Annotated in this window: 15 protein-coding genes and 1 pseudogene; 9 read left to right on the top strand and 7 right to left on the bottom strand. The window is 69.2% G+C overall.

Annotated features, from left to right (window positions below; translation table 11 throughout):
* Complete coding sequence (locus tag Q0A33_RS14490; RefSeq protein ID WP_291798323.1) at window positions 1-1,143, top strand: glycosyltransferase family 1 protein; 1,143 nt, start codon at window positions 1-3, stop codon at window positions 1,141-1,143.
* The gene (locus tag Q0A33_RS14485) at window positions 1,140-2,312 is read left to right on the top strand and encodes a glycosyltransferase family 4 protein (RefSeq protein ID WP_291798320.1); all 1,173 of its coding nucleotides are present in this window, start codon (window positions 1,140-1,142) and stop codon (window positions 2,310-2,312) included. The genes Q0A33_RS14490 and Q0A33_RS14485 overlap by 4 nt, the downstream gene beginning before the upstream one ends.
* Here the strand turns inward: Q0A33_RS14485 and Q0A33_RS14480 are convergent.
* The 3 genes from Q0A33_RS14480 to rfbA form a co-directional block, all read right to left on the bottom strand.
* Window positions 2,239-3,621 carry a hypothetical protein gene (locus tag Q0A33_RS14480; RefSeq protein ID WP_291798318.1) on the bottom strand — a complete coding sequence of 461 codons (1,383 nt, stop codon included), beginning with the start codon at window positions 3,619-3,621 and terminating at the stop codon, window positions 2,239-2,241. The two genes, Q0A33_RS14485 and Q0A33_RS14480, sit on opposite strands and share 74 nt — an antisense overlap.
* A gap of 61 nt (window positions 3,622-3,682) precedes the next feature.
* Entirely contained in the window at window positions 3,683-4,849 is a 1,167-nt protein-coding gene (locus Q0A33_RS14475; protein WP_291798315.1) for a nucleotidyltransferase family protein, read from the bottom strand.
* 14 nt (window positions 4,850-4,863) lie between these two features.
* Window positions 4,864-5,727 carry a glucose-1-phosphate thymidylyltransferase RfbA gene (rfbA, locus tag Q0A33_RS14470; RefSeq protein ID WP_291798312.1) on the bottom strand — a complete coding sequence of 288 codons (864 nt, stop codon included), beginning with the start codon at window positions 5,725-5,727 and terminating at the stop codon, window positions 4,864-4,866.
* A gap of 117 nt (window positions 5,728-5,844) precedes the next feature.
* On the opposite strand from rfbA, the gene rfbB reads away from it, so the two are divergent.
* Together rfbB and Q0A33_RS14460 are read left to right on the top strand one after the other, a co-directional pair.
* The gene (rfbB, locus tag Q0A33_RS14465; protein WP_291798310.1) at window positions 5,845-6,846 is read left to right on the top strand and encodes a dTDP-glucose 4,6-dehydratase; all 1,002 of its coding nucleotides are present in this window, start codon (window positions 5,845-5,847) and stop codon (window positions 6,844-6,846) included.
* A 2-nt stretch (window positions 6,847-6,848) separates the two neighbouring features.
* On the top strand, window positions 6,849-8,246 hold the full coding sequence (locus Q0A33_RS14460) for a bifunctional dTDP-4-dehydrorhamnose 3,5-epimerase family protein/NAD(P)-dependent oxidoreductase (protein ID WP_291798307.1): 1,398 nt from the start codon (window positions 6,849-6,851) through the stop codon (window positions 8,244-8,246).
* 3 nt (window positions 8,247-8,249) lie between these two features.
* Here Q0A33_RS14460 and Q0A33_RS14455 read toward each other — a convergent pair whose 3' ends face one another.
* From Q0A33_RS14455 to purL, 4 genes are all read right to left on the bottom strand, one after another.
* Window positions 8,250-8,852 (bottom strand): low molecular weight phosphatase family protein, encoded by a 603-nt coding sequence (locus Q0A33_RS14455; protein WP_291798304.1) that lies wholly within the window; start codon window positions 8,850-8,852, stop codon window positions 8,250-8,252.
* The gene (locus Q0A33_RS14450) at window positions 8,849-10,339 is read right to left on the bottom strand and encodes a polysaccharide biosynthesis tyrosine autokinase (RefSeq protein ID WP_291798300.1); all 1,491 of its coding nucleotides are present in this window, start codon (window positions 10,337-10,339) and stop codon (window positions 8,849-8,851) included. Before Q0A33_RS14450 ends, Q0A33_RS14455 begins: the two co-directional genes overlap by 4 nt.
* Before the next feature lie 104 nt (window positions 10,340-10,443).
* Window positions 10,444-11,754 (bottom strand): UDP-glucose/GDP-mannose dehydrogenase family protein, encoded by a 1,311-nt coding sequence (locus Q0A33_RS14445; RefSeq protein WP_291798294.1) that lies wholly within the window; start codon window positions 11,752-11,754, stop codon window positions 10,444-10,446.
* 231 nt (window positions 11,755-11,985) lie between these two features.
* The gene (gene purL / locus Q0A33_RS14440; RefSeq protein WP_291798291.1) at window positions 11,986-14,382 is read right to left on the bottom strand and encodes a phosphoribosylformylglycinamidine synthase subunit PurL; all 2,397 of its coding nucleotides are present in this window, start codon (window positions 14,380-14,382) and stop codon (window positions 11,986-11,988) included.
* A gap of 385 nt (window positions 14,383-14,767) precedes the next feature.
* Here purL and Q0A33_RS14435 point away from each other — a divergent pair, with 385 nt between their 5' ends.
* From Q0A33_RS14435 to Q0A33_RS14415, 5 genes and pseudogenes are all read left to right on the top strand, one after another.
* Window positions 14,768-16,378, top strand: coding sequence for a pyridoxal-dependent decarboxylase (locus Q0A33_RS14435; RefSeq protein ID WP_291798289.1), 1,611 nt, complete (start codon window positions 14,768-14,770; stop codon window positions 16,376-16,378).
* Window positions 16,375-18,048: a SidA/IucD/PvdA family monooxygenase gene (locus Q0A33_RS14430; RefSeq protein ID WP_291798286.1), complete on the top strand. Its 1,674-nt coding sequence runs from the start codon at window positions 16,375-16,377 to the stop codon at window positions 18,046-18,048. Before Q0A33_RS14435 ends, Q0A33_RS14430 begins: the two co-directional genes overlap by 4 nt.
* Entirely contained in the window at window positions 18,045-20,624 is a 2,580-nt protein-coding gene (locus Q0A33_RS14425; protein WP_291798283.1) for a GNAT family N-acetyltransferase, read from the top strand. Before Q0A33_RS14430 ends, Q0A33_RS14425 begins: the two co-directional genes overlap by 4 nt.
* 120 nt (window positions 20,625-20,744) lie before the next feature.
* Window positions 20,745-21,638 carry a rhodanese-related sulfurtransferase gene (locus Q0A33_RS14420; RefSeq protein ID WP_291798280.1) on the top strand — a complete coding sequence of 298 codons (894 nt, stop codon included), beginning with the start codon at window positions 20,745-20,747 and terminating at the stop codon, window positions 21,636-21,638.
* A 53-nt stretch (window positions 21,639-21,691) separates the two neighbouring features.
* Window positions 21,692-21,955: pseudogene (locus tag Q0A33_RS14415) on the top strand (hypothetical protein); the annotation flags it as partial.

The following is a 21,955-nucleotide window of genomic DNA, read 5'->3' as shown; positions in this document are numbered from 1 at the left end:
GTGAGGGAGACAGTGGAGCGTGCCTCGGCACCGGCGAGGATCGCGATCGACGCGCGCATCCTCTCGAAGTCGACGGGCACGTACGCGAGGATGCTGCTGAAGCATCTGCAGGAGATCGACTCCTACAACGAGTACACCGTTCTCCTCCGTGCGGAGGATCTGGGCAGATGGAAGCCCCACGCGCCCAACTTCTCCGTCGAGAAGGCGGAGTACGCGGATTTCAGCTTCGCGGAGCAGTGGGCCTTCTGGCGGCACCTCAGGCGCAGGAGGTTCGACCTCGTGCACTTCTGCATGCAGCAGCAGCCCATCCTCTACCGAGGCGCCAAGGTCACCACGTTCCACGATCTCACCCTGCTCCGCACGGTGGACACGTCCAAGAATCCCGTGGTCTTCCGGGCGAAGCGGCTGGTGGCGCGAGCCGCATTCTGGATCGCTCTGCGGACGGCCACACAGGTCATCACCCCGAGCCGGTTCTCCGCAGAGGACGCGCGGCGCTATGCGAAGCTCCCGGCGGGCAGGCTCACCGTCACTCCGCTCGCCGCGGAGATCGAGACCACGGAACCTGAGGCCAGGGAGCTTCCGTTCAGGGAGTACGCACTGTACGTGGGGAACTTCTTCGACTACAAGAACATCGATCGCCTGATCCAGGCTCACCAGCTCCTGCGCGGACGCGGGAGCGACCTGGGGCTGGTGCTGGTGGGGCGGCTGGATGCCGCAGGCATGCGGCTCAAGGAGAGATCCGAGCGACGAGGGGACGAAGCGGTGGAGTTCACCGGATTCATCAGCGACGCGGAGAGGGACTGGCTCTACGGGAATGCGGCGGTCTACGTCTTCCCCTCGCTGAGCGAGGGCTTCGGCCTGCCCGGGCTGGAAGCCATGAACTACGGCGTGCCTGTCGCGGCTGCGGATGCGACCTGCCTGCCGGAGGTCTATCAGGACGCCGCGCACTACTTCGACCCCACCTCGGTGCCTGCGATGGCGGAGGCGATCGCCGAGGTGGTGGGTTCCGAGGAGCTCTCGACCCGCCTGCGTGAGAACGCGGCCGCTCTGCTGCAGACGTACTCCTGGAGGACGACTGCAGAGCTCACCCACTCCGTGTACGAGAGCGCTCTGCGCTCTGCGGCGGGACGCGGGCCGGCATGAGCACGGGTCCCGGTGACGAGGAGAACGGCGCACCGCGGTCAGGAACCGCTGCTGCGCCGCCGGTGCTGATCGTCGACCACTCGAGCGCCACCGGCGGCGGACAGCTCTCGATGGCGCGATATCTGCAGTGGTCCCGGCGACAGTGCGAGGTGGAGCTTCTCGTCTTCGAGGGCGGGTACCTCGCCGAGGCCGCCGAGGAGGCAGGCGTGCGCACGACGGTGCTGAGCGCTCCGGCGGGGCCGATGCGACGCCTGGTGCTCCTGCGGGAGCTGCGCCGCTTCCTGCGCCGCCGGCCGCGCTCCGTCGTCGTCGCCAACAGTCTCAACGCCGCACTGAGCCTGGGCATGGCGGCTCCGCGGGGCCACCACCTCGTGGACTATCTGCGCCAGGAGGCGATGCCGGCGGGACTGAGCCGGCTGCGGGGGAGATTCCTCGAGAAGACCGGGTACGTCCGCTTTGCGGAGTTCATCGCGAACAGCAGATGGACCGCGGGGACGCTGCCGGGCGCGGTGGCGCGGAGCCGTCCCACCGCGATCGCCTACCCCATCTCCGGCATCGCCCAGGTCGAAGCTCTCAACGACGCGGTGGTGGGACGACCCGGGCGGCTCTCGGTGCTCTCCCTCAGCCGTCTGAGCCCCTGGAAGGGTATCCACCTCCTCATCGAAGCGGTGCGCATCCTGGAGGCGGAAGGAGTTCCCGAGACGTTCGAGGTGACGATCGCGGGGGGCGATCACTTCGGGGAACCCGAATACGGCGCAACGCTGAGGGAACGGGCGGAAGGCCTCAGGACCCCGATCCGCTTCCTCGGCCACGTCGACGACGTGCGGTCGCTGCTCGCGGACCACGAGGTGCTCGTCTGCCCCTCGGTCACCCCGGAGCCCTTCGGGCAGGTCAACGTCCAGGGCATGGCGAGCGGTCTGGTCACAGTGGCCTCCGATCAGGGCGGAGCGGCGGAGATCATCGAATCCGGGCGGAGCGGCTTCCTGTTCGAGCCGGACAGCCCGGAGGCTCTCGCCGCCGTGCTGCTGAGGCTGGTGCGGAGCCCCGGGGAGCTCAGCCGGGTGCGGGCGGCCGGTCTCGAACGCGCCCGCAGGTTCACCGACGATCGGACGCTGCCGGCGCTCGACGCCCTGCTGCTGCGGATGCAGAGGACCGCGGGCATGCGCTGAGCGGCGGCTCGGAGGTGTCCGTCGGCTGCGGCTCCTCGGGTGCGGAGCCGTCGTCCGTGCGCGCCTTCCTCCCGTCCCCGGAGAACTCGATCGTCCCCAGGGCTGCCGCCATCCACGCGAGCATGTACTCGGAGGCGGAGCCTGAGGCGAAGGAGCCGGAGAACACCGTGGAGGCCAGGAAGAGGAGGACGACGACGGCCGCGGTGAAGCGGTGGGTGCCCTTCGATCCCAGCACGCTGAGGACGAGGACGGCGAAGACCGCGGCGAGGGCGAGGGCGGTCAGGAGCGAATACCCGGTCGCGAAGATGAAGAACCCGTTCTCGAGGCTGGAGCCGAGGACCCCCGAGGCGAGGAGGTCGCTGACCGGGTAGGGGGAGACGACGAAGTCCCCCAAGTGGGAGAAGAACCAGTCGATGGCCTGGAGGCGGAGTTCTGTGGAGACGCCGTCATCTTCCACCTTGTCCGAGAGTGTCGCGGACAGTTCGCTTCTCACCAGGCTGAAGATGAGGGCGCCCACGGGCACGGCGAGAATGAGGAGCGCCATGTTCCGGCGCGCCGTGTTTGCGCGCATCTCCCTTCCTGCGACGAAGACGGAGGCGAGGACGAGCAGTATCAGCCCTGCGCGTGAGGCGCTTGCGAGCACCGCGGCGAGGCTGAACACGATGACGCCCACCCAGAGGAGACGGCTCTTCAGCAGCGTGGTGAGCGGCAGGACCACGGCGAGGAACACCGCGAGCGGGATCCAGTGGCCGAACGTGGCGACCGGCTGCGTGATCTCGTGGTCGGTGCCCCACCACCACTGCTGTTGGTAGGCAGACTCCCAGACGTAGACCTCGCCGGTGAGGTACTGCGCCCCTGCGAGGCCGATGATGAGCGCCGTCAGGACGGCGAGGCCCCGCAGCAGGCTCCTCAGCGGCCCTGAGTCCCCGGTGAAGGAGAGAAGCGTGAGCACGTAGAGGAGGAACGGGCCGACTGCGATGTTGAGCACTCCGCCCAGGGACGTCCCGTGCCCCGTGGACCAGCGGATGAAGATCATGAGTGCGGAGAGGAGTGCGACGAGGCACAGCAGGAGAGGGCGGGAGTTCAGGACCTGGAGGAACCGCCGGGGAGAGCGCAGGAACTGCACGGCAGCGCCGGCTGCGACCATGAACAGCCCCGGATGGACCGGAAGGGGGACGACGGTGCCCACGGCGATGGACGGAACCAGCACGAAGAGAGCGATGGCGGCGAGGATCACGAAGTGCGGGCGGGAGGCGAAGACCACGCTGAATGCCACGGCGCCGACGACGGCGATGAGCAATGTCGTCACGTGGGCCTCGTCTCGCTGCGGCGGAGGTGCATCCTGCTCCGCTCATGGTAGCCGGGACCGTTCACCGCTTCACGTCCGTCGGGGGTGCGGACTTGCGGCCCAGAGCGGTGAGGACGACCTCCTGTGCGCCGCGATACAGCCTTCTGAGGCGCGCGCGTGCGACCGAGGTCTCCCGCACTCCGAGGTTCTCGGAGGAGGCCAGTGCCACGTCCGCCGAGGGCCAGATGAGGCGGAAGGCGATTCCCGGTCGTTCGCGGACCGGCATCTCTCGCAGCGCCGCCCAATAGGCGAGCGCCTTGTTAGGGCGGGTGCGGGGATACCAGTCCCGGGGCCGCCCGGCCGCCGATGTGTCCAGTCGTGCCTCCGGGAACGCAGAGGTGAGCGCTTCTTCCAGCGCGACCGTCGCGTCGAGGGCGGCGGAGGCCGTGAGGGTCTGCGGGCCGGCGGTGCGCAGCACCTCCGTCGCGGCCGGCACTGCCGCGGAGGAGACGACCTTGCCGATCGCGGGCCGGACGATGTGCAGGGCGGAGAGCACCGCATGCGCGGCGCGCTCGGGCGCCTGTGCGTCCACCCCCGCGAACTCCACGTGCTCTCCGCGCGCACACACGGCGGCGAATGCCTCCTCATCGGAGAGGGCGAGCCCCGGTAGGCGACGATGCAGATCGATCTCACACCCCCATCCCGCACGGGGCACCAGCGTGACCGAGTGGTTGATGACGGAGTGCTCCCAGACGTCGGCCATCGGCCCCCACCCCCACGGCTTCAGCAGCGAGGCCAGTTCGGTGAGCCGGTCCGGCGCGACCCACGCGTCGACATCGGCGGAATGTCTGCGGCTGCGCAGACCCTGTGCATGGAGGACGGGGCCCTTCACGAAGACGAGCGGGATGTCCCGGGCGGAGGCGAGAGAGGCCACGAGTGCGTAGACGAGCTCGTGGAGGGGCGAGGAGAGCCACGGCGCAGGGATCGAGGTCTGCCTGGCGGGATGGTGCAGATCGGTGGAGGCGAGACCGCTCTCGCACATCTCCTCGACGATCGTGCGTTCGTCCTCATCGAGGCCCGCTGCCTCCACCGGGTGCTCTGCGAGCCTCCGCCAGAGCGCCGCGCCTCCGGCCGGCAGAGCGAGCGGAACTCCGGGGACGGTGGGAGTGACGAGGATCTCCGCGTCGCCGAAGTCCGATCGAGCGGAGACGTCGAGCGCGCCGTAGGAGACGGCGATCCATGCGGTCATCGTGCCCCAGCCTCTCAGGCGGCCAGCAGACGTTCGAGGTACGCGCCGTATCCGCTCCTGCGGAGGGGTGCGGCGAGGTCGGCGAGCTCCCTGTCGGAGATCCAGCCGTTCCGCCACGCGATCTCCTCGATGCAGCCGATCTTGAATCCCTGGCGCTCCTCGATCACCCGGACGTACTCGGAGGCCTGCATCATGGACTCGACCGTTCCGGTGTCCAGCCACGCGGTGCCGCGGTCCAGCGGCTGCACGTGGAGGCGCCCGGCCTCCAGATAGCGCTCATTGATGCTCGAGATCTCGAGCTCGCCCCGCCTGCTGGGGCGCACGCCCCTGGCGATCTCGACGACGTCGGAGTCGTAGAAGTACAGGCCGGGAACGGCGTAGCTGCTCTTGGGCACCGCGGGCTTCTCCTCGATGGACACCGCTCGCATCTGTCCGTCGAACTCCACGACGCCGTAGGCCTGCGGGTTCGACACCTGATAGGCGAAGATCACCGAGCCCTCGGCGCAGGTGTGCTGCCTGAGGCTGCTGCCCAGGCCGGTGCCGTGGAAGATGTTGTCGCCCAGGACCAGCGCCGACCTCTCGCCGGCGATGAAGCTCTCGCCGATGAGGAACGCCTCCGCGAGACCGCGCGGTGCCTCCTGCGTCCGGTACTCGAGGCGCATGCCGAGCTGCTCGCCGTCGCCCAGCAGTCCGCGGAACTGCTCGCGGTGCTCCGGTGTGGTGATGACGAGGATCTCGCGGATGCCGGCCATCATGAGCGTCGACATCGGGTAGTAGACCATGGGCTTGTCGTAGACCGGCATCAGCTGCTTCGAGATGCCCCTGGTGATCGGCCAGAGGCGGGTTCCTGAGCCACCCGCGAGAATTATCCCCTTCACGAGTCCATCGTATGCCATATACGCCCCGTCTTTCGTATGTTTGCAGGTAGACTGGAGGGCGGTCCTGACGGCCGGCCGGCGCGGGGCCTGCGGTCTGCTCAGCGGCTGAAGGGCGATATGGGAAGCAGGATTCTGGTCACCGGGGGAGCCGGCTTCATCGGCTCCAACTTCGTGCATCATCTGGTGGCGCACACCGATGCGCACGTCACTGTGCTCGACAAGCTCACCTACGCGGGGAATGCCTCCTCCCTGGACGGCCTGCCGGTGGGGCGCGTGCGCCTCGTCCGCGGCGATGTCGCCGATGCCGGTCTGGTCGAGCAGCTCTTCCGGGAGACGGACGCGGTGGTGCACTATGCCGCAGAGTCGCACAACGACAACTCGCTGCAGGATCCGCGTCCGTTCCTCGACACGAACGTGATCGGCACTTACACGCTGCTCGAGGCCGCCAGACGTCACGATGTCCGCTATCACCACATCTCCACGGATGAGGTCTACGGCGATCTCGAGATCGACGATCCCGCGCGATTCACCGAGAGCACGCCCTACAATCCCTCGTCGCCCTACTCCGCCACGAAGGGGGCCTCGGATCTCCTGGTGAGGGCCTGGGTCCGTTCTTTCGGCGTCCGTGCCACGATCTCCAACTGCTCGAACAACTACGGCCCGCGGCAGCACGTGGAGAAGTTCATCCCCAGACAGATCACGAACCTGCTCGACGGACTGCGGCCCAAGCTGTACGGCGCCGGCGCGAACGTGCGGGACTGGATCCATGCGGAGGATCACTCCTCGGCCGTCCTGGCGATCCTGGAGCGCGGCCGGATCGGCGAGACCTACCTGATCGGGGCGGACGGAGAGCTGAGCAACCGGGACGTCCTCGCCCTGATACTCAGGAAGATGGGGATGCCCGAGGACGGCTTCGACCACGTCGCGGACAGGCCCGGCCACGATCGTCGCTACGCGATCGACTCGGCGAAGCTCCGGTCGGAGCTCGGGTGGACGCCGCAGTTCCGGGACTTCGAACGCGGTCTGGAGGAGACGATCGCCTGGTACCGGTCGAACGAGGACTGGTGGCGGCCGCAGAAGGCGAGGACGGAAGCGGACTACCGGAAGCGGGGCCAGTGACGATGGCGCCTCTGCCCCTCGCGGTGCGTGAGACCCCTGTCCCGGGCCTCCTCGTCGTCGACCTCCCGGTGCACGGTGACGCGCGTGGCTGGTTCAAGGAGAACTGGCAGCGGGCGAAGATGACGGCGCTCGGTCTGCCCGACTTCGCACCGGTGCAGAACAACGTCTCGTTCAACGCCGAACCGGGGACGACCCGAGGCATCCATGCGGAGCCCTGGGACAAGTTCGTCTCCGTCGCGTCCGGCAGGGTCTTCGGCGCATGGGTGGACCTGCGCGAGGGGCCGAGCTTCGGCCGCGTCTTCCACACCGAGATGGGGCCGGAGACCGCGGTCTTCGTCCCGCGGGGAGTCGGGAACGCCTTCCAGGCGCTCGACGAGGGCACCGCGTATTCGTACCTGGTGAATGACCACTGGAGCGAATCGGCACAGAGCGATTACACGTTCCTCAACCTCGCCGACGAGACCGTGGCCGTCCCCTGGCCCATCCCGCTCGAGCGGGCGGTGCTCTCCGAGAAGGACAGAGCGCATCCGCGGCTGGCCGAGGTGACTCCGATGCCTCCCAAGCAGACGCTGGTCCTGGGAGCGGGCGGTCAGCTCGGAAAGGCTCTCCGGTCCGTGTTCCCGAACGCGGACCATGCGGATCGTTCGCTCATCGACATCACCGACCGCCGCAGTCTCGAGCGCGTCGAGTGGACGAGGTACGCGACCGTCATCAACGCCGCCGCCTATACGAGGGTCGACGAGGCCGAGTCGGCCGAGGGCAGAGCCGCCGCCTGGGGAGTCAATGCCGCAGCCGTCGCCGATCTCGCGCGGATCGCGCGTGCCCATGCCCTCACGCTCGTACACGTCTCCAGTGACTATGTGTTCGACGGACGCCGTCCCGGCGCGTACACGGAGGACGCCGCCCTGTGTCCCCTGAGCGCATACGGCCAGAGCAAGGCAGCCGGCGACCTGGCCGCTGCCGCGGCCGGGCGGCACTACATCCTCCGCACCAGCTGGGTCGTGGGGGACGGCGCGAACTTTGTCCGCACCATGGCATCTCTCGCTGCGCGCGGTGTCGATCCCGAGGTGGTCTGCGACCAGCGGGGCCGTCTGACCTTCGCGGAGGATCTGGCCGCTGCCATCGCGCATCTGCTCGCTGTGCGTCCGGAATACGGCACGTACAACGTGACCTGCGGCGGGGAGCCGATGTCCTGGGCCGAGGTCGCCGCGCGGGTGTTCGGTCTCACGGGACACGATCCCGCGCGCGTGACCGGGGTGACGGCGGCAGAGTACTTCGCCGGCAAGCAGGCCGCGCCGCGCCCGGCCAACAGCGTGCTCGATCTGCAGAAGATCGAGCGGACCGGTTTCCGGCCGCGCCCTGCGCTTCGTGCGCTCGAGGCGTATCTCGCGGACCGCTGAGGATCAGGAGCGGTGCGGAAGGCTGCGCAGGGCGTCCGCGACGGTGGCGACGAGGCCGGCGATCTGCGCAGCCACCGCTGCGTGCACGTCCGGTGAGGCATCGATGGGATCGGGCACGTCGTCTGCGTCGGAGAGCCGCGCGGCGAAGCGGTTGCGTGCCGCGGCTTCCACGACCGGGCGGGCCTCCGGCACCCCCGCCGGTGCCGCCACACCCGTGCCGGTCTGCACGGCATGGGGAACCAGTGCGGCGAACTCGGCGAGAGTGAAGGTGCGCTGGGCGGCCCGCGGATAGCGTGAGATCAGATGATCCCTCTGCCCGCGGGTCATGGTGAGGAGGAGATCGGCGGTGTCGACCCGCACGTCGTCCAGCTGCTCACCCACCAGGCCTTCCGGCTCCCCTCCGTGCGCTCGGAGCTGTGCGGCGGCCAGCGGGTCCATCGGAGCGCCGGTGACCGCGCGGAGACCGGCGCTGCTGAGCTCGTAGCGACGATCGCCGGCGAGGGATCGGCGGAGCAGCTGCTCCGCCAGCGGTGACCGGCAGATGTTGCCGGTGCAGACGGTCAGTATCCCCAGCGGCGGGGCCGGCCGATGCGCCCGGCGGCTCATCGTGACGCACGCATGGCACGACGGGTCTGGGGTGCGTCTCCGGCAGCGGCATGCCGGGGCGCGCCCTCTGCGGCAGCGGGCTGCTCCTGTGCCTTGCCGTAGTAGGCGCGGTATTGGTAGCCGTACCCGTCGGCCTTCGCTCCCTTCATGGGAACGCCGTTGAGGATGATTCCCAGAGCGCGGCCGTGGACCCTGTCCAGGCTCCGCAGCGCAGCCTTCAGGGCGTCATAGGTGGTCTTGCGGGCCCTCGCGATGATGATGGCGCCGTCGGTGCGGGCCGTCAGAATGGCGGCATCCGTCACCGGGAGGAGCGGCGGTGCGTCGATCAGCACCACTGCGTGGGCGGTGAGTTCGGTGATGAGTTCGTGGAGGACGTTGGAGCCGAGCAGTTCGCTGGGGTTCGGCGGCACCTTCCCCGCGCCGAGGACGAAGAGGTTGCCGGTGTCGCCCCACGGCTGCATGACGTCGCTCAGCTGGGCCTCCCCGATGAGCACGTCCGTGAGACCGATGCCGGGGAGGAGGCCGAACGTCTTGGCGACCATCGGCCTGCGGAGGTCGCCGTCGATGACCACCACCCGGCGTCCGGAGGCCGCGATGGTGGCCGCGAGGTTGGCGGTGACAGTCGATTTGCCCTCTCCGGGGAGCGAGCTCGTGACGACGATCGAGCGGGGAGGGTTGTCGATGTTCATGAACTGCAGGTTCGTCCGCAGCTCCCGGATCGCCTCCGCGACGGCATACTCGTCACTGCTGCGGGCGTCTCGGTCGTTGCCGCCGGAACTCGTGATGATCCGGTTATCAGCGGTGAATCCCTGGTGCAGCGGGATGGTGCCGATCACGGCGTGATCCGTCTGGCTCTCCACCTCGGCCGTCGATCGGATGCGCCGGTCGAAGATGTTCCTGAGCAGCGCATAGCCGATCGCTGCGACCAGTCCTGCCAGCGCTCCGATCCCCACCGCGAGTTTGGTGTTCGGCGACGAGGGGGACGTGGGGAGCTTCGCGGAGTCGAGGGACTGGAAGGTGACGATCGACTGCTCGCCCTCCGTCGCGTTGGCGTTCTCCACCTCGGTGACCTGGTCGCCGATGGCTCCCACCCAGGCTTCGGCGAGATCACGTGCGTTCTCCGGAGTGTCCGCCCTCGCGGACACGCGGATGGTCGCGGTGTCCGCCGGGTTCGTGACCGTGACCTGGCCGATGAGCGACTCCGGGCTCTCGGTCAGTCCGAGCTCCTGCACCACCGATTCCGCGACCGCGCGGGACTCCGCCAGGTCCAGGTAGGAGACGACACGTGATTTCGCATAGTTCTCACCGGCCATCGCAGTGCCCAGGTCGCTGCTGACGCCCGCGGACACGATGCCGCTCGCGTCAGCGGTGTACTCCTTGGGCTGGATGAGCGCCCACCCCAGCCCGAGTACGGCCCCAGCGCAGGTGATCGCGACCATGGCGAGCCAATGGGCGCGCACGATCTTCCAGTAGTCAGTGAGCTCCACGCTGGGGGTCTCCTCTTGCAGTGCCGACGATGCGGTTCGCTTTCATGCTAGCGGCGCGTTCCCACGAGTGCCGCATTGACCGATCTGCGGTCAGAAGCGGCCGTTCACGGCCGCCCCATGCCGGTGTAGGTCCAGCCGGCCGCGCGCCACTTCTCCTGATCCAGGCAGTTGCGCGCGTCGATCACGGCCCGGCCACGGGCGAGCGAGGCCGCGTGCTCGGGGGTGAGCTCGCGGCGATATTCGTCCCACTCCGTGACGACCAGGACCGCCTCCGCGTCGCGGAGGGCATCGTCCAGACTCTCCGCATAGGCGAGGTGCGGGTGCACCCGGCGGGCGTTCTCGAGCGCCTGGGGATCCGTGACGACCACATCCGCGCCCAGACCGTGCAGGCGCACGGCCACATCCAGCGCGGGCGAGTCCCTGACGTCGTCGCTGTGGGGTTTGAAGGCCGCCCCGAGCACGGCGACCTTCCTGCCGTGGGGTTCCCCGCCCAGGGCCTCGACCACCAGCTGCGCCGCCCGCTCGCGGCGCCGGAGGTTGATGGCGTCGACCTCGCGCAGGAAGCCCACGGACTCGCCGCGGCCCAGCTCCTCCGCACGCGCGGAGAACGCGCGGATGTCCTTGGGCAGGCAGCCTCCGCCGAACCCGATCCCGGCGCCCAGGAACTTCCGGCCGATCCTTTCGTCGTGGCCGATGGCATCTGCGAGCTGCGTGACGTCCGCGCCGGTGGCCTCCGCGATCTCCGCCATCGCGTTGATGAACGAGATCTTGGTGGCGAGGAACGCGTTCGCGGAGACCTTGACGAGTTCCGCGGTGGCGTAGTCCGTGACGAGGAAGGGGGTGCCCTTCGCGACGGCGGGGTGGAACACCTCTCGCAGGACCTGCGCGGCGTCCGCGCCCGCCCGGCCCGCCGGGACCCCGACCACCAGGCGGTCCGGGTCGACGGTGTCCTTCACGGCCCAGCCCTCGCGGAGGAACTCGGGGTTCCAGACCAGTGTGGCACCGGTGGGCTCGACGCGTTCGGCGAGTTCAGCCGCAGTGCCGACCGGGACGGTCGACTTGCCCGCGACGACGTCTCCGGGGCGGAGGTGGGGGAGGAGTGCACCCACGGCCGCATGCACGTAGGTGAGGTCCGCGGCGTAGCCGTCGGCCTGCTGCGGTGTGCCCACACCTATGAAATGGACCGCTGCGCCGGTGGCGGCCGAGATGTCCGTGGTGAAGGTGAGGCGGCCGGAGGCGATCCCCTCGGAGAGGATGTCCTGGAGCCCGGGCTCGAAGAACGGCGCCTCCCCGCGTGAGAGCGAGGAGACCTTCTGCTCGTCGACGTCCACGCCGACGACTTCGTGACCGATCGAGGCCATCGCCGCGGCATGGACGGCACCCAGGTAGCCGCAGCCGATCACACTCAGACGCATTCTCACTCCTCGCAGACGAACGACGGACGGCGGGACACCGAAGGGCCGTCGGGATGCGCGGGGCACCGCCCGGCGACCGTTCCATTCTAGAGTCATTCTCCGGCCGTGCCCGCACCGCTGAGGCTAACAGGGCCGGGGTGCGCTCCGGTGTGTGCAGAGCGCGGACGGACGAGGCCGGGCGGGTGCGCACGGCACCGGCCCGGCCTCGGCGGCGGTCAGGTCCTCAGCAGGTCAGCTCTGCGCCTCCACCAGGGACTCTCCGCCGAAGTGCGCGGGCATCGTCCCCTCGTGCGCCTGCCGCAGCTCGTCGAGGCCGAGCGTGAACTCGTCCACGATTTCCAGCTGCTCACCCGCGGCGTCCGTCATGCCGATGCGCACGAACGGGAATCCGCGCGCGGTGCACATGTCCGAGAAGCGCACCTCCTCGCTGCGGGGGACCGCCACGATCGCGCGCGCCGTGGACTCGGAGAACAGTGCGGTGAAGGCATCCACGCCGTCGCGCTCCTGGAGCGCCGTGAGCCACACGCGTGCGCCCACGCCCCAGCGCAGGGTGCTCTCCACGAGCGCCTGCGCGCGCCCGCCCTCGGAGAGGTCGTGCGCGGCGTCGATCATGCCGTCCCGGGAGGCGTTGATGAGGATGTCCGCGAGCTCCTTCTCCGCCTCGGGCCTGTACCGCGGAGGCACGCCGCCCAGGTGATCGTGCGCGGTCTGCGCCCAGGCGGAACCGTCCAGCTCCGCCTCCGTGGTGCCCAGCAGGTAGATCGTCTGGCCGGACTCGCGCCAGCCGGACGGCGTGGCGAGGGTGACGTCGTCGAACACCCCCATGACGCCGACCACCGGTGTGGGATGGATGGCGGTGCCGCCCGTCTGGTTGTACATGGAGACGTTGCCGCCGGTGACGGGCACGGAGAAGTCCACGCACGCCTCCGCGAGCCCCTCCACCGTCTGCGCGAACTGCCACATGATCTCCGGGTCCTCCGGGGAGCCGAAGTTCAGGCAGTCCGTGACGGCCAGGGGGCGCGCGCCGCTCGTGGCGACGTTGCGGTAGGACTCCGCGAGCGCCAGCTTGGCGCCCTGCGCGGGGTCCAGGTAGCAGTAGCGGCCGTTGGCGTCCGTGGCCAGGGCGATGCCGCGGCCGGTCTGCTCGTCGACGCGGATGACGCCGGCGTCGTCCGGGAACGCCAGTGCGGTGTTGCCCTGCACGTAGCGGTCGTACTGCTGGGTGATCCACTGCTTCGAGCAGAGGTTGGGGGAGGCGGCCACGTCCAGGACGGTCTGCCGGAGCTCCTCGGCCGTCTGCGGCGTGGCGAGTCCTGCGGCCTCCACCGTGTTGGCCAGTGTGGACTCCGTCCAGGAGGCCTTCTGCATGGGCCGTTCGTAGACCGGGCCGTCGTGGGCGACGGAGCGCGGCGGGACGTCGACGATCACGTCGCCGTGCCACTCGATGACGAGGCGACCGGTGTCCGTCACCTCGCCCAGGACGCTCGTCTCCACCTCCCACTTGTTCACGATGGCCAGGAACTCGTCCAGCTTCTCCGGCCGCACCACGGCCATCATGCGCTCCTGCGACTCGGACATGAGGATCTCCTCCGGGGTGAGGGAGGGATCGCGCAGCAGCACGTCGTCCAGCGCGATGTGCATGCCGCCGTCGCCGTTGGAGGCCAGCTCCGAGGTGGCGCAGCTGATGCCGGCCGCGCCCAGGTCCTGGATGCCCTCGACGGTGCCGGCGCCGCACCGCTCCAGGCAGCACTCGATGAGCACCTTCTCCGCGAACGGGTCGCCCACCTGCACGGAGGGGCGCTTGGAGGGCTTCGCATCGTCGAAGGACTCCGAGGCCAGGATGGAGGCGCCGCCGATCCCGTCGCCGCCCGTGCGCGCACCGAAGAGCACGACCTTGTTGCCTGCGCCCGAGGCGTTGGCCAGGCGGATGTCCTCGTGCTTCATCACGCCCACGGCGAGGGCGTTGACCAGCGGGTTGCCCTGGTAGACGGCGTCGAAGACCGTCTCGCCGCCCACATTGGGCAGGCCGAGGCTGTTGCCGTAGCCGGCGATGCCGGAGACCACGCCGTGCACCACGCGCGCCGTGTCCGGGTCGTCGATCGCACCGAACCGCAGCTGGTCCATGACCGCGACCGGGCGTGCGCCCATCGAGATGATGTCGCGGACGATCCCGCCCACACCGGTGGCCGCACCCTGGTAGGGCTCCACATAGCTGGGGTGGTTGTGGCTCTCCACCTTGAAGGTCACGGCCCAGCCGTCGCCGATGTCCACCACGCCCGCGTTCTCGCCGATCCCCACGAGCAGGTTCTTCCGCATCTCCTCCGTGACGTTCTCGCCGAACTTCTTGAGGTGCACCTTGGAGGACTTGTAGGAGCAGTGCTCCGACCACATGACGGAGTACATGGCGAGCTCCGCGGAGGTGGGGCGGCGGCCCAGCACCTCGCGGATGCGCAGGTACTCGTCGTGTTTGAGGCCCAGCTCCGCATACGGCTGCTCGACCTCCGGGTTCGCGGCGGCGAACTCGACCGTCTCCTTCACCCTCTTCGAGGTGTCCTGCGTGAGGTCCCGTGGCGAGGTCTGCTGCTCCGCGGCATTGCCTGCGGCCCCGGCCGGCTGCGTGTTCGTCATGATCCTGGAGGTGGTCCTTTCCTGAAGACGGCGCCATGAGCATCCTACCGTCGTGGGAACGCCGCCCGGCGCCTGTTCGAAGGCTGTCCGGCGGCGCAGGAGCCGGGGGCCTGCGCACGTCTACCACTGAGCCCCTGTGAATGGAAGTGGTGCACATCACCTCCTCGGGGGTGGCGTTCGCTTCAGCTGCGATCGCATCGACCCTGCGGCTCTCCGATGCGGAAGGGGCGGTATGAGTTCATGCGGCGCTGTGGGTTCTCCCAGGGAACTCCTGGAATGGGGCTGAAGGGGTTCTGTATGTGAAGCCTTCATTAGGGTAGCTTTCCCTAACACATACGGGGTTGAGGCAGATCTCCCCGATGATTCCGAGGAGGAGAACGGACTGATGACTGCCTTGAGGACAGAGCAGGGTGAGGCCCCAGGCGGCAGAGGGCCCGTCCCGGCCTGCGGAGCCGGGCAGGGCGGGGCCGCCGCCGGGGCGAGGTCGGAGCGAAGTCCACTGCTGAATGCGGCGAGTGCGCGCGAATACGAAGCCCTGCTCCATGACGTCGTCGACGCGCTGGGCCGTCGCTTCCGCACGGTCGAGGCTCCCGTCTCGGGGGTCTCGCGCTCCGACCTCGAGGAGCAGGTGGCCAGGATCGATCTCGACGGCCCGGCGATCGGCCACGAGGCTGCACTGCGGGAGGCCGAGGAGCTCTACACCGCGCATGCGGTCTGGTTCCACCACCCTGCCTATGCCGCCCATCTCAACTGTCCGGTCGCCGTGCCCGCAGTCGCGGCGGAGGCGATGCTGGCGGCGGTCAACACCTCGGTCGACACCTACGACCAGTCGACTGTCGCAACCCTGATGGAGCGCCGCCTCATCGCGTGGGCCGCCGAACAGATCGGTTTCGCCGCCGGAGACGGCGTGTTCACCTCGGGCGGCACGCATTCGAATCTGCAGGCTCTGCACCTCGCTCGCGAGGCGGCTCTGCGCAGAGCCGCCTCGCGGACGGAGGAACTCCCACGACTGCGCGTGCTGGCCACCGCGGAGAGCCACTTCTCCGTCGGGCGTGCGGCACATCTGCTGGGGCTGGGCGCGGACGCCGTGCTCTCGGTCGCTGCGGATGCCGAGGGACGCATGGACCCGGAGGCGCTCGACGCTGCCCTGGCCGGAGTCGAGGAGGACGGTGCGCGGGTGATGGCCGTCGTGGTCACGGCCGGTACGACGGACCGCGGGGTCATCGACCCCATTGCGGCAGTCGCCCGCCGCTGCGAGAGCGCCGGCCTCTGGCTGCACGTCGACGCCGCCTACGGCGGCGGGCTGCTCGTGTCGCCGCGACGCAGACACCTGCTCGCGGGGATCGAGCGGGCGAACTCGGTGACGATCGACTTCCACAAGACGTATTTCCAGCCGGTCTCCTCCAGCGCGCTGGTGGTGCGCGAGCCCCGGGACCTCGCCGCCACAGCGCACCATGCGGACTACCTCAACCCCGTTGCGGAGGCCGGCCGTGCGGACTCCGAGCCCAACCAGGTCGACAAATCCCTCCAGACCACACGGCGCTTCGACGCCCTCAAACTGTGGACGACCCTGCGCGCCCTCGGGGCGGAGAGGGTGGGCGAGATGGTCGACGCCGTCTGTGATCTGGCTGAGTACGTGCGCCTGCGGCTCGAGGCCGATCCCGAGTTCGAGGTGCTGGGTCGCTCGGATCTCAGCACGGTGCTCTTCCGCTTCTGCCCCGCAGGTGCCGACGAGGCCGCCGTCGACGCGCTGGTGCCGGAGATCCGGAGCCGGCTCTTCGCCTCCGGGCGGGCTGTGGTGGCGCGCACGGTGGTCGCGGGGATGCCCTGGCTCAAGGTCACCCTGCTGAACCCTGAGGCGACCCTCGCGGATCTCGACGTGGTGCTCGAGCATGTGCGCACTGCAGGACGTGAAGCGCTGCGGGAGGGATGCGGCGCACGGAGCCCCGGCCGGTCGGCCGCGGAGCTGGCGATGGCCGGGGGTGAGCGCGGATGACGGGTGTGACGGAGCCGGCCAGCGGGTCTCTGGGTCCGCAGCACGCTGAGCCGGGACGCGAACGCGTGCACGATGTCGTGGGCATCGGAATCGGGCCCTTCGGTCTGGGAATGGCGGCCCTCGCCGAACCTCTGCCCGATGTCGACGCCGTCTTCCTCGACCAGGCTCAGGGCTTCCGATGGCATCCGGGGATGATGCTCGAGGGCGCGACCGTCCAGGTGCCCTTCCTCGCGGATCTCGTGACCATGGCCGATCCGACCTCCCCGTACTCGTTCCTCGCCTTCCTCAAGGCCGTGGGTCGTCTCTACCCCTTCTACATCCGCGAGTCCTTCTATCCCCTGCGCGCCGAATACGACGAGTACTGCCGGTGGGTCGCGGATCAGCTCACGACGCTGCGCTGGGGACGCCGGGTGACGGCGATCGAGGTCGAGACGGGTGGGCCCGAGGCTCAGGAGCACTACCGGGTGAGGGCGGAGCTGCTGGACGCCTCAGGGGAGGTGATCGGCATCGAGCACCACCGAGGCCGCCATATCGTGCTGGCGGTCGGCACCAGTCCGGTGATGCCGGCTCCGCTGCACGCGCTGCGGGCGGCCGCCGCAGCGCACGCCGACGAGCCGAGGCGCAGCGGTCCGGTCGTGCACTCGGCCGACTATCTCCCCCAGCGCGAGGCGCTGCTGCGGCAGGATTCGATCACGCTCATCGGCAGCGGACAGTCGGCGGCGGAGATCTACCGGGACCTCATCGAGGAGACGAGCGCCCGCGGCATCCGCCTCGACTGGCTCACCCGTTCGCCGCGCTTCTTCCCCATGGAGTACACCAAGCTCACACTGGAGATGACCTCCCCGGAGTACACGGACCACTTCCGTTCGCTCCCCGAGGAGCTGCGCGCCCACCTGGGGAGAGAGCAGCGCAGCCTGTACAAGGGGATCAGCGGCGATCTGGTCGACGAGATCCATGACACGCTCTACCGGCTCAGCCGCGGCGGGCGCGAGGTGCCGAGCATGCTGCTGGCCGGCGCCGAGGTCCTCGAGGCGCGCAGCGAACCGGTGCGGCAGTGCGGCGGGAGCGACGTGGGCCGCCCGCAGGCGGGTGAGCAGCCGGTGCAGGAGGAATCCGGTGCGGACCGGTACGTCCTCCGCGTCCTCCAGGCCGATCAGGAGCGGACCTTCGAGCTCCGCACCTCTGCGATCGTCGCCGCCACGGGGTATTCCTCCTCCGTCCCCCCGTTCCTGGCACCCATCGCGGACAGGGTGCGACTGGACCGTCGCGGCCGCCTCGACGTCAGCCGCGAGTACACAATCGACGACGAAGGCCGCCTGCACGTTCTCAACGCCGAGGAGCACACGCACGGTGTGACCGCTCCGGACCTGGGCTTCGGAGCGTGGAGGGCCTCGGTGGTGCTCGCCGCGATCACGGGGAGGGAGCCGTATCCCATAGAGCGGAGGATCGCTTTCCAGACGTTCGGAGCACCGGGGACGGCGGGCGCGTTCGGGCACCCCGGCACTGTGAGCGCTGACCCGCTGGCAGATGAGACGACCGGTGCGCACGCATCCGGGACCGGCGTCGACAACCCTGTGGCGCTGGACCACACGGAGGGCGTCACCGACGGGGGCACAGCTGCAACCGCGCATACCCCTGCGCAGAGGATGAAGGAGGCCGTGAGCCGATGAACCCGACTGACACCCCCACCATGGCCGCGACTCACCGCGCGGAACCTGATGTCATCGACGACAGCGCGGGTTCCGATGACCCTGCTGGCGGCTTTGCCGGTGACCCTGCAGGAAACCCCGCCGCGCAGGCAGCCGATTGGGACATCACACTCGAGCCCGTCGATCCGGTGCGCGATGCGGCGACACTCCAGCGCTGGTTGTCAGATCCCAAGTCTGTCTTCTGGGCCATGACGGACCGGGACGTACCGGCGGTGCAGGAGTATCTGCGCACGGTGGTCGATTCCGCTGACCAGGACGGCTGGCTGGGACGCGTCGACGGAGCTCCCCTGTTCTACGCAGAGACCTATGCCCCGGCCTCGCTGCTGCCGGCCGACGTCCTCGACGTGCACGCCGGCGACCTCGGCATGCACCTGCTGGTGTCCCCTGCAGGCGAGAAGCCCCGCCGGGGACTCACAGCGGCCGTCATGCGTGACGTCATGGACTTCTGCCTTCGCCCGCTTGCAGCCGGTGGCCGTGGCGCAGACCGGGTGGTGGTGGAGCCGGATGTGCGCAATACAGCCATTCACCGGAAGAACGCAGCGGCAGGATTCCGCGTGCTGCGCGAAGTGGAATTCTGCGTGGACGGGCAGACGAAGCGCGCACTCTTGAGCGTGTGCACTCGCGAGGACTTCGCCGCGAGTCCGCTGGGTTTCGCTGTGGGCCGGCAGCATGGGGCCGGCGGGCTTGCCGGCGAGGCGGCAGGAGGGCCGGCCGGTCCCGGCGAACCCGCCTCCGGGCCGTACGCTCACCTGGATGGGAGCCTGCTCGCACGCGCACAGCGGCATCTCGTGGCCAAGGCGCTCACCGAGTTCTCCCACGAGCGTCTCATCGCCCCGAGCCAGGCCGAGGGCAAGGACGCAGCTGCCGCGGACGGAGAGCCCGTCCAGTACACGGTCGTGGTTCCCGAGGCGCCGACCATCTACTCCTTCCGCGCCCGGGTGCTGCCACTCGAGCACTGGCTCATCGAGGAGGACAGCCTCGTGCGCCTGGTGGACGGGGTGGAGACACCCCTGGACGTACAGGAGCTCATCCTCGAGCTGCAGAGCTCGCTCCAGCTGCCGGAGAGGCTCATCTCCACCTACCTCGAGGAGCTGGCGTCGACGCTAGCCGGAGCCGGAGCCAAGCTGCAGGCCGAGATCGACGGGACGCGGCCGGACTCGAGGGAGCTGCTGAACGCAGGCTTCCAGCAGGTCGAGGCGGCAATGAGTGAAGGGCATCCGAGCTTCGTCGCCAACAACGGTCGGATCGGGTTCGGGCTCTCCGACTATTGGCGGTATGCCCCGGAAATGGGACGGCGGACCCGGCTCATGTGGGTTGCGGTGAAGCGTGAGCTGAGCCATCTGGCCTTGGGCGAAGGTATGGACGAGGATGCTCATCTGGACCTCGCGCTCAGCCCCGAAGAGCGAGGGGCGTTCAACGCGCGTCTTGCTGATCGCGGTCTTGACCCGGCTGACTTCCACTTCCTTCCCCTGCACCCATGGCAAGCGGATCACCGCTTGGCGATCACCTTCTCTGCAGACATCGCTCGCGGCGACTTGGTGCCGTTGGGGCCCGGCGGAGACGAGTTCCAGCCGCAGCAGTCACTGCGGACGTTCTTCAACCTCGTGCGGCCGGAAGCGCCCTACGTCAAAGTGGCGCTGTCCGTGCAGAACATGGGATTCCTGCGTGGACTCTCTCCCGCCTACATGCGGCCCACACCCGCGATCAACGACTGGGTCGCAGAGCTGGTGGGCGGGGATCCAGCCTTCGCGGGTTCCGGATTCTCGGTGCTCCGCGAGCGTGCAGCTCTGGGCTATACCGGGGACGTCTACCACCGCACTGCGGAGTCGAATCCCCACCGGAAGATGCTTGCAGCGCTCTGGCGGGAGAGCCCGCTGCCGAAGCTGGAGGAGGGCGAGAGGGTCTTCACCATGGCTGCGCTTCTGCACCGCGACCACCAGGGCCTCTCCTTCGCCTCCGAGCTCATCCGTGCATCAGGACTCACGTCCCGGGACTGGGTGAGGTCATACCTGGAGGCGTATGTGGTTCCTCTTGTGCATGCGCTGCTCGCTCATGATCTGGTGTTCATGCCCCACGGGGAGAACCTCATCCTCCGTCTGCGTGAGAACACGGTGACGGGAGCGTTCATGAAGGACATCGGGGAGGAGGTCGCGGTTGTGAGCACGCGCGAGCTGCCTGCGGACATCGCGCGCATCCGGGCGGTTGTGCCCGGGGACGAGAAGGCGCTGTCGATCTTCACGGATGTCTTCGACGGGGTGCTCCGGCATCTTTCCGGCACTCTGCATGCCGATGGGACGCTGCCGGCAGAGGACTTCTGGAAGCTCGTGGCCGAATGCCTCGACCGCTATGAGCTCGCCCACCCGGGGACCGCCCACGGTCTGGCCGGGGACGTCGATCTGCGTGCGGAGAGATTCGCGCACTCCTGCCTCAACCGTCTGCAGCTGCGCAACACCCTGCAGATGGTCGACATCGGCAATCAGGCGGAATCGCTCCTCTACGCCGGAACCATGCGCAACCCCGTGGCCCGCAGGCGGTAGGCGGACTGCTCCCGTCCGCCTCCGGCATGACGGGCGGGCCTGCAGGCGGTCTGCCGGATGGGCGCGGACCCAGCGCGGACGGGAGCAGTCCGCCCGTGAGGCCGTGCATAGAATTCCCCCATGTCCGTTCCCAAGATCGTGCTCTTCTACGTCTTCACCCCTCTGCCCGATCCGGAGGCCGTGCGCCTCTGGCAGACCGCCCTGTGCCGGGAACACGGGCTCAAGGGGCGCATCATCGTCTCCGCGCAGGGGATCAACGCGACCGTGGGCGGCGAGGTCGCGGACGTGAAGCAGTACGTGCGGGAGACGAAGTCCTACGCGCCCTTCCGCGGCGCGGACGTCAAGTGGTCCAACGGCACCGGCGACGACTTCCCGCGGCTCAGCGTCAAGGTGCGTCCGGAGCTCGTGGCCTTCGGCGCCCCGGATGAGCTCGTCGTCACCGAGGACGGGGTCCAGGGCGGCGGTGAGCATCTGCGGCCGGGCGCGCTGCACAGGCTCGTGGAGGAGCGCGGGGACGATGTGGTCTTCTTCGACGGCCGCAATGCGATGGAGGCGGAGATCGGCCGCTTCCGCGATGCGGTGGTCCCGGACACCACGACCACGCGGGACTTCCTCGCGGAGCTGGACTCCGGCCGCTACGACCATCTCAAGGACAAGGCCGTCGTCACCTACTGCACGGGCGGCATCCGGTGCGAGGTGCTCAGCGCCCTCATGCGCACCCGCGGCTTCGAGGAGGTCTACCAGCTGGACGGCGGGATCGTCCGCTACGGCGAGACCTTCGGCAACGCCGGACTCTGGGAGGGCTCGCTCTACGTCTTCGACAACCGGCTCCACATGGAGTTCGGCGAGGGCGCACAGTCGCTGGGTTCCTGCACGCACTGCGGTGAGCGCACTCCGCTGTTCGTCAACTGCGCGAACGAGGAGTGCCGGGCGCAGTTCCTCCGCTGCGAGGCCTGCACGGATGCGGGACTGCAGCGGCGCTGCCGCGACTGCGAGGGGCGCGTCGCCGCGTGAGAGCGGATCACGAGCGGTCTGCTCGCACAGAGCCTGAGGTCCACCAGCAGTCAGTGGATCGCGCTCAGCCAGCGGAGCCCGCGCCGTCCGTGAACGGCTCCGGCACCCGGCAGGTGCCCGAGGCCGGCCACAGCAGGTGTGCCATGGTCCTGGGCGCCGCGGGTCTGCTCGTGGTCGCGGCGGCGCTGGGACTGTGGGTGTACAGCGCACCCGGTGGTGAGACCGCCGTGGACCACTGGTGGCACGACCTCGCCGCGGGCGGCGGGGCCCCGCTCGTGGGCTTCTCCCTCGTGATGGACTACGTGGGCGCGGGCTGG

Source organism: Brevibacterium sp. (assembly GCF_022712115.1).
GTDB lineage: Bacteria > Actinomycetota > Actinomycetes > Actinomycetales > Brevibacteriaceae > Brevibacterium > Brevibacterium salitolerans.
Note: the sequence above shows the minus strand (reverse complement) of the source record. Positions and strands in the feature narration are given on the sequence as shown.

Coding starts and splice junctions, on each gene's coding strand:
- rfbB (WP_291798310.1), top strand. CDS start 5,845: ATGGGAAGCAGGATTCTGGTCACCGGGGGAGCCGGCTTCATCGGCTCC.
- Q0A33_RS14455 (WP_291798304.1), bottom strand. CDS start 8,852: ATGAGCCGCCGGGCGCATCGGCCGGCCCCGCCGCTGGGGATACTGACC.
- Q0A33_RS14435 (WP_291798289.1), top strand. CDS start 14,768: ATGACTGCCTTGAGGACAGAGCAGGGTGAGGCCCCAGGCGGCAGAGGG.
- purL (WP_291798291.1), bottom strand. CDS start 14,382: ATGACGAACACGCAGCCGGCCGGGGCCGCAGGCAATGCCGCGGAGCAG.
- Q0A33_RS14420 (WP_291798280.1), top strand. CDS start 20,745: ATGTCCGTTCCCAAGATCGTGCTCTTCTACGTCTTCACCCCTCTGCCC.
- Q0A33_RS14445 (WP_291798294.1), bottom strand. CDS start 11,754: ATGCGTCTGAGTGTGATCGGCTGCGGCTACCTGGGTGCCGTCCATGCC.
- Q0A33_RS14425 (WP_291798283.1), top strand. CDS start 18,045: ATGAACCCGACTGACACCCCCACCATGGCCGCGACTCACCGCGCGGAA.
- Q0A33_RS14430 (WP_291798286.1), top strand. CDS start 16,375: ATGACGGGTGTGACGGAGCCGGCCAGCGGGTCTCTGGGTCCGCAGCAC.
- Q0A33_RS14485 (WP_291798320.1), top strand. CDS start 1,140: ATGAGCACGGGTCCCGGTGACGAGGAGAACGGCGCACCGCGGTCAGGA.
- Q0A33_RS14475 (WP_291798315.1), bottom strand. CDS start 4,849: ATGACCGCATGGATCGCCGTCTCCTACGGCGCGCTCGACGTCTCCGCT.
- Q0A33_RS14460 (WP_291798307.1), top strand. CDS start 6,849: ATGGCGCCTCTGCCCCTCGCGGTGCGTGAGACCCCTGTCCCGGGCCTC.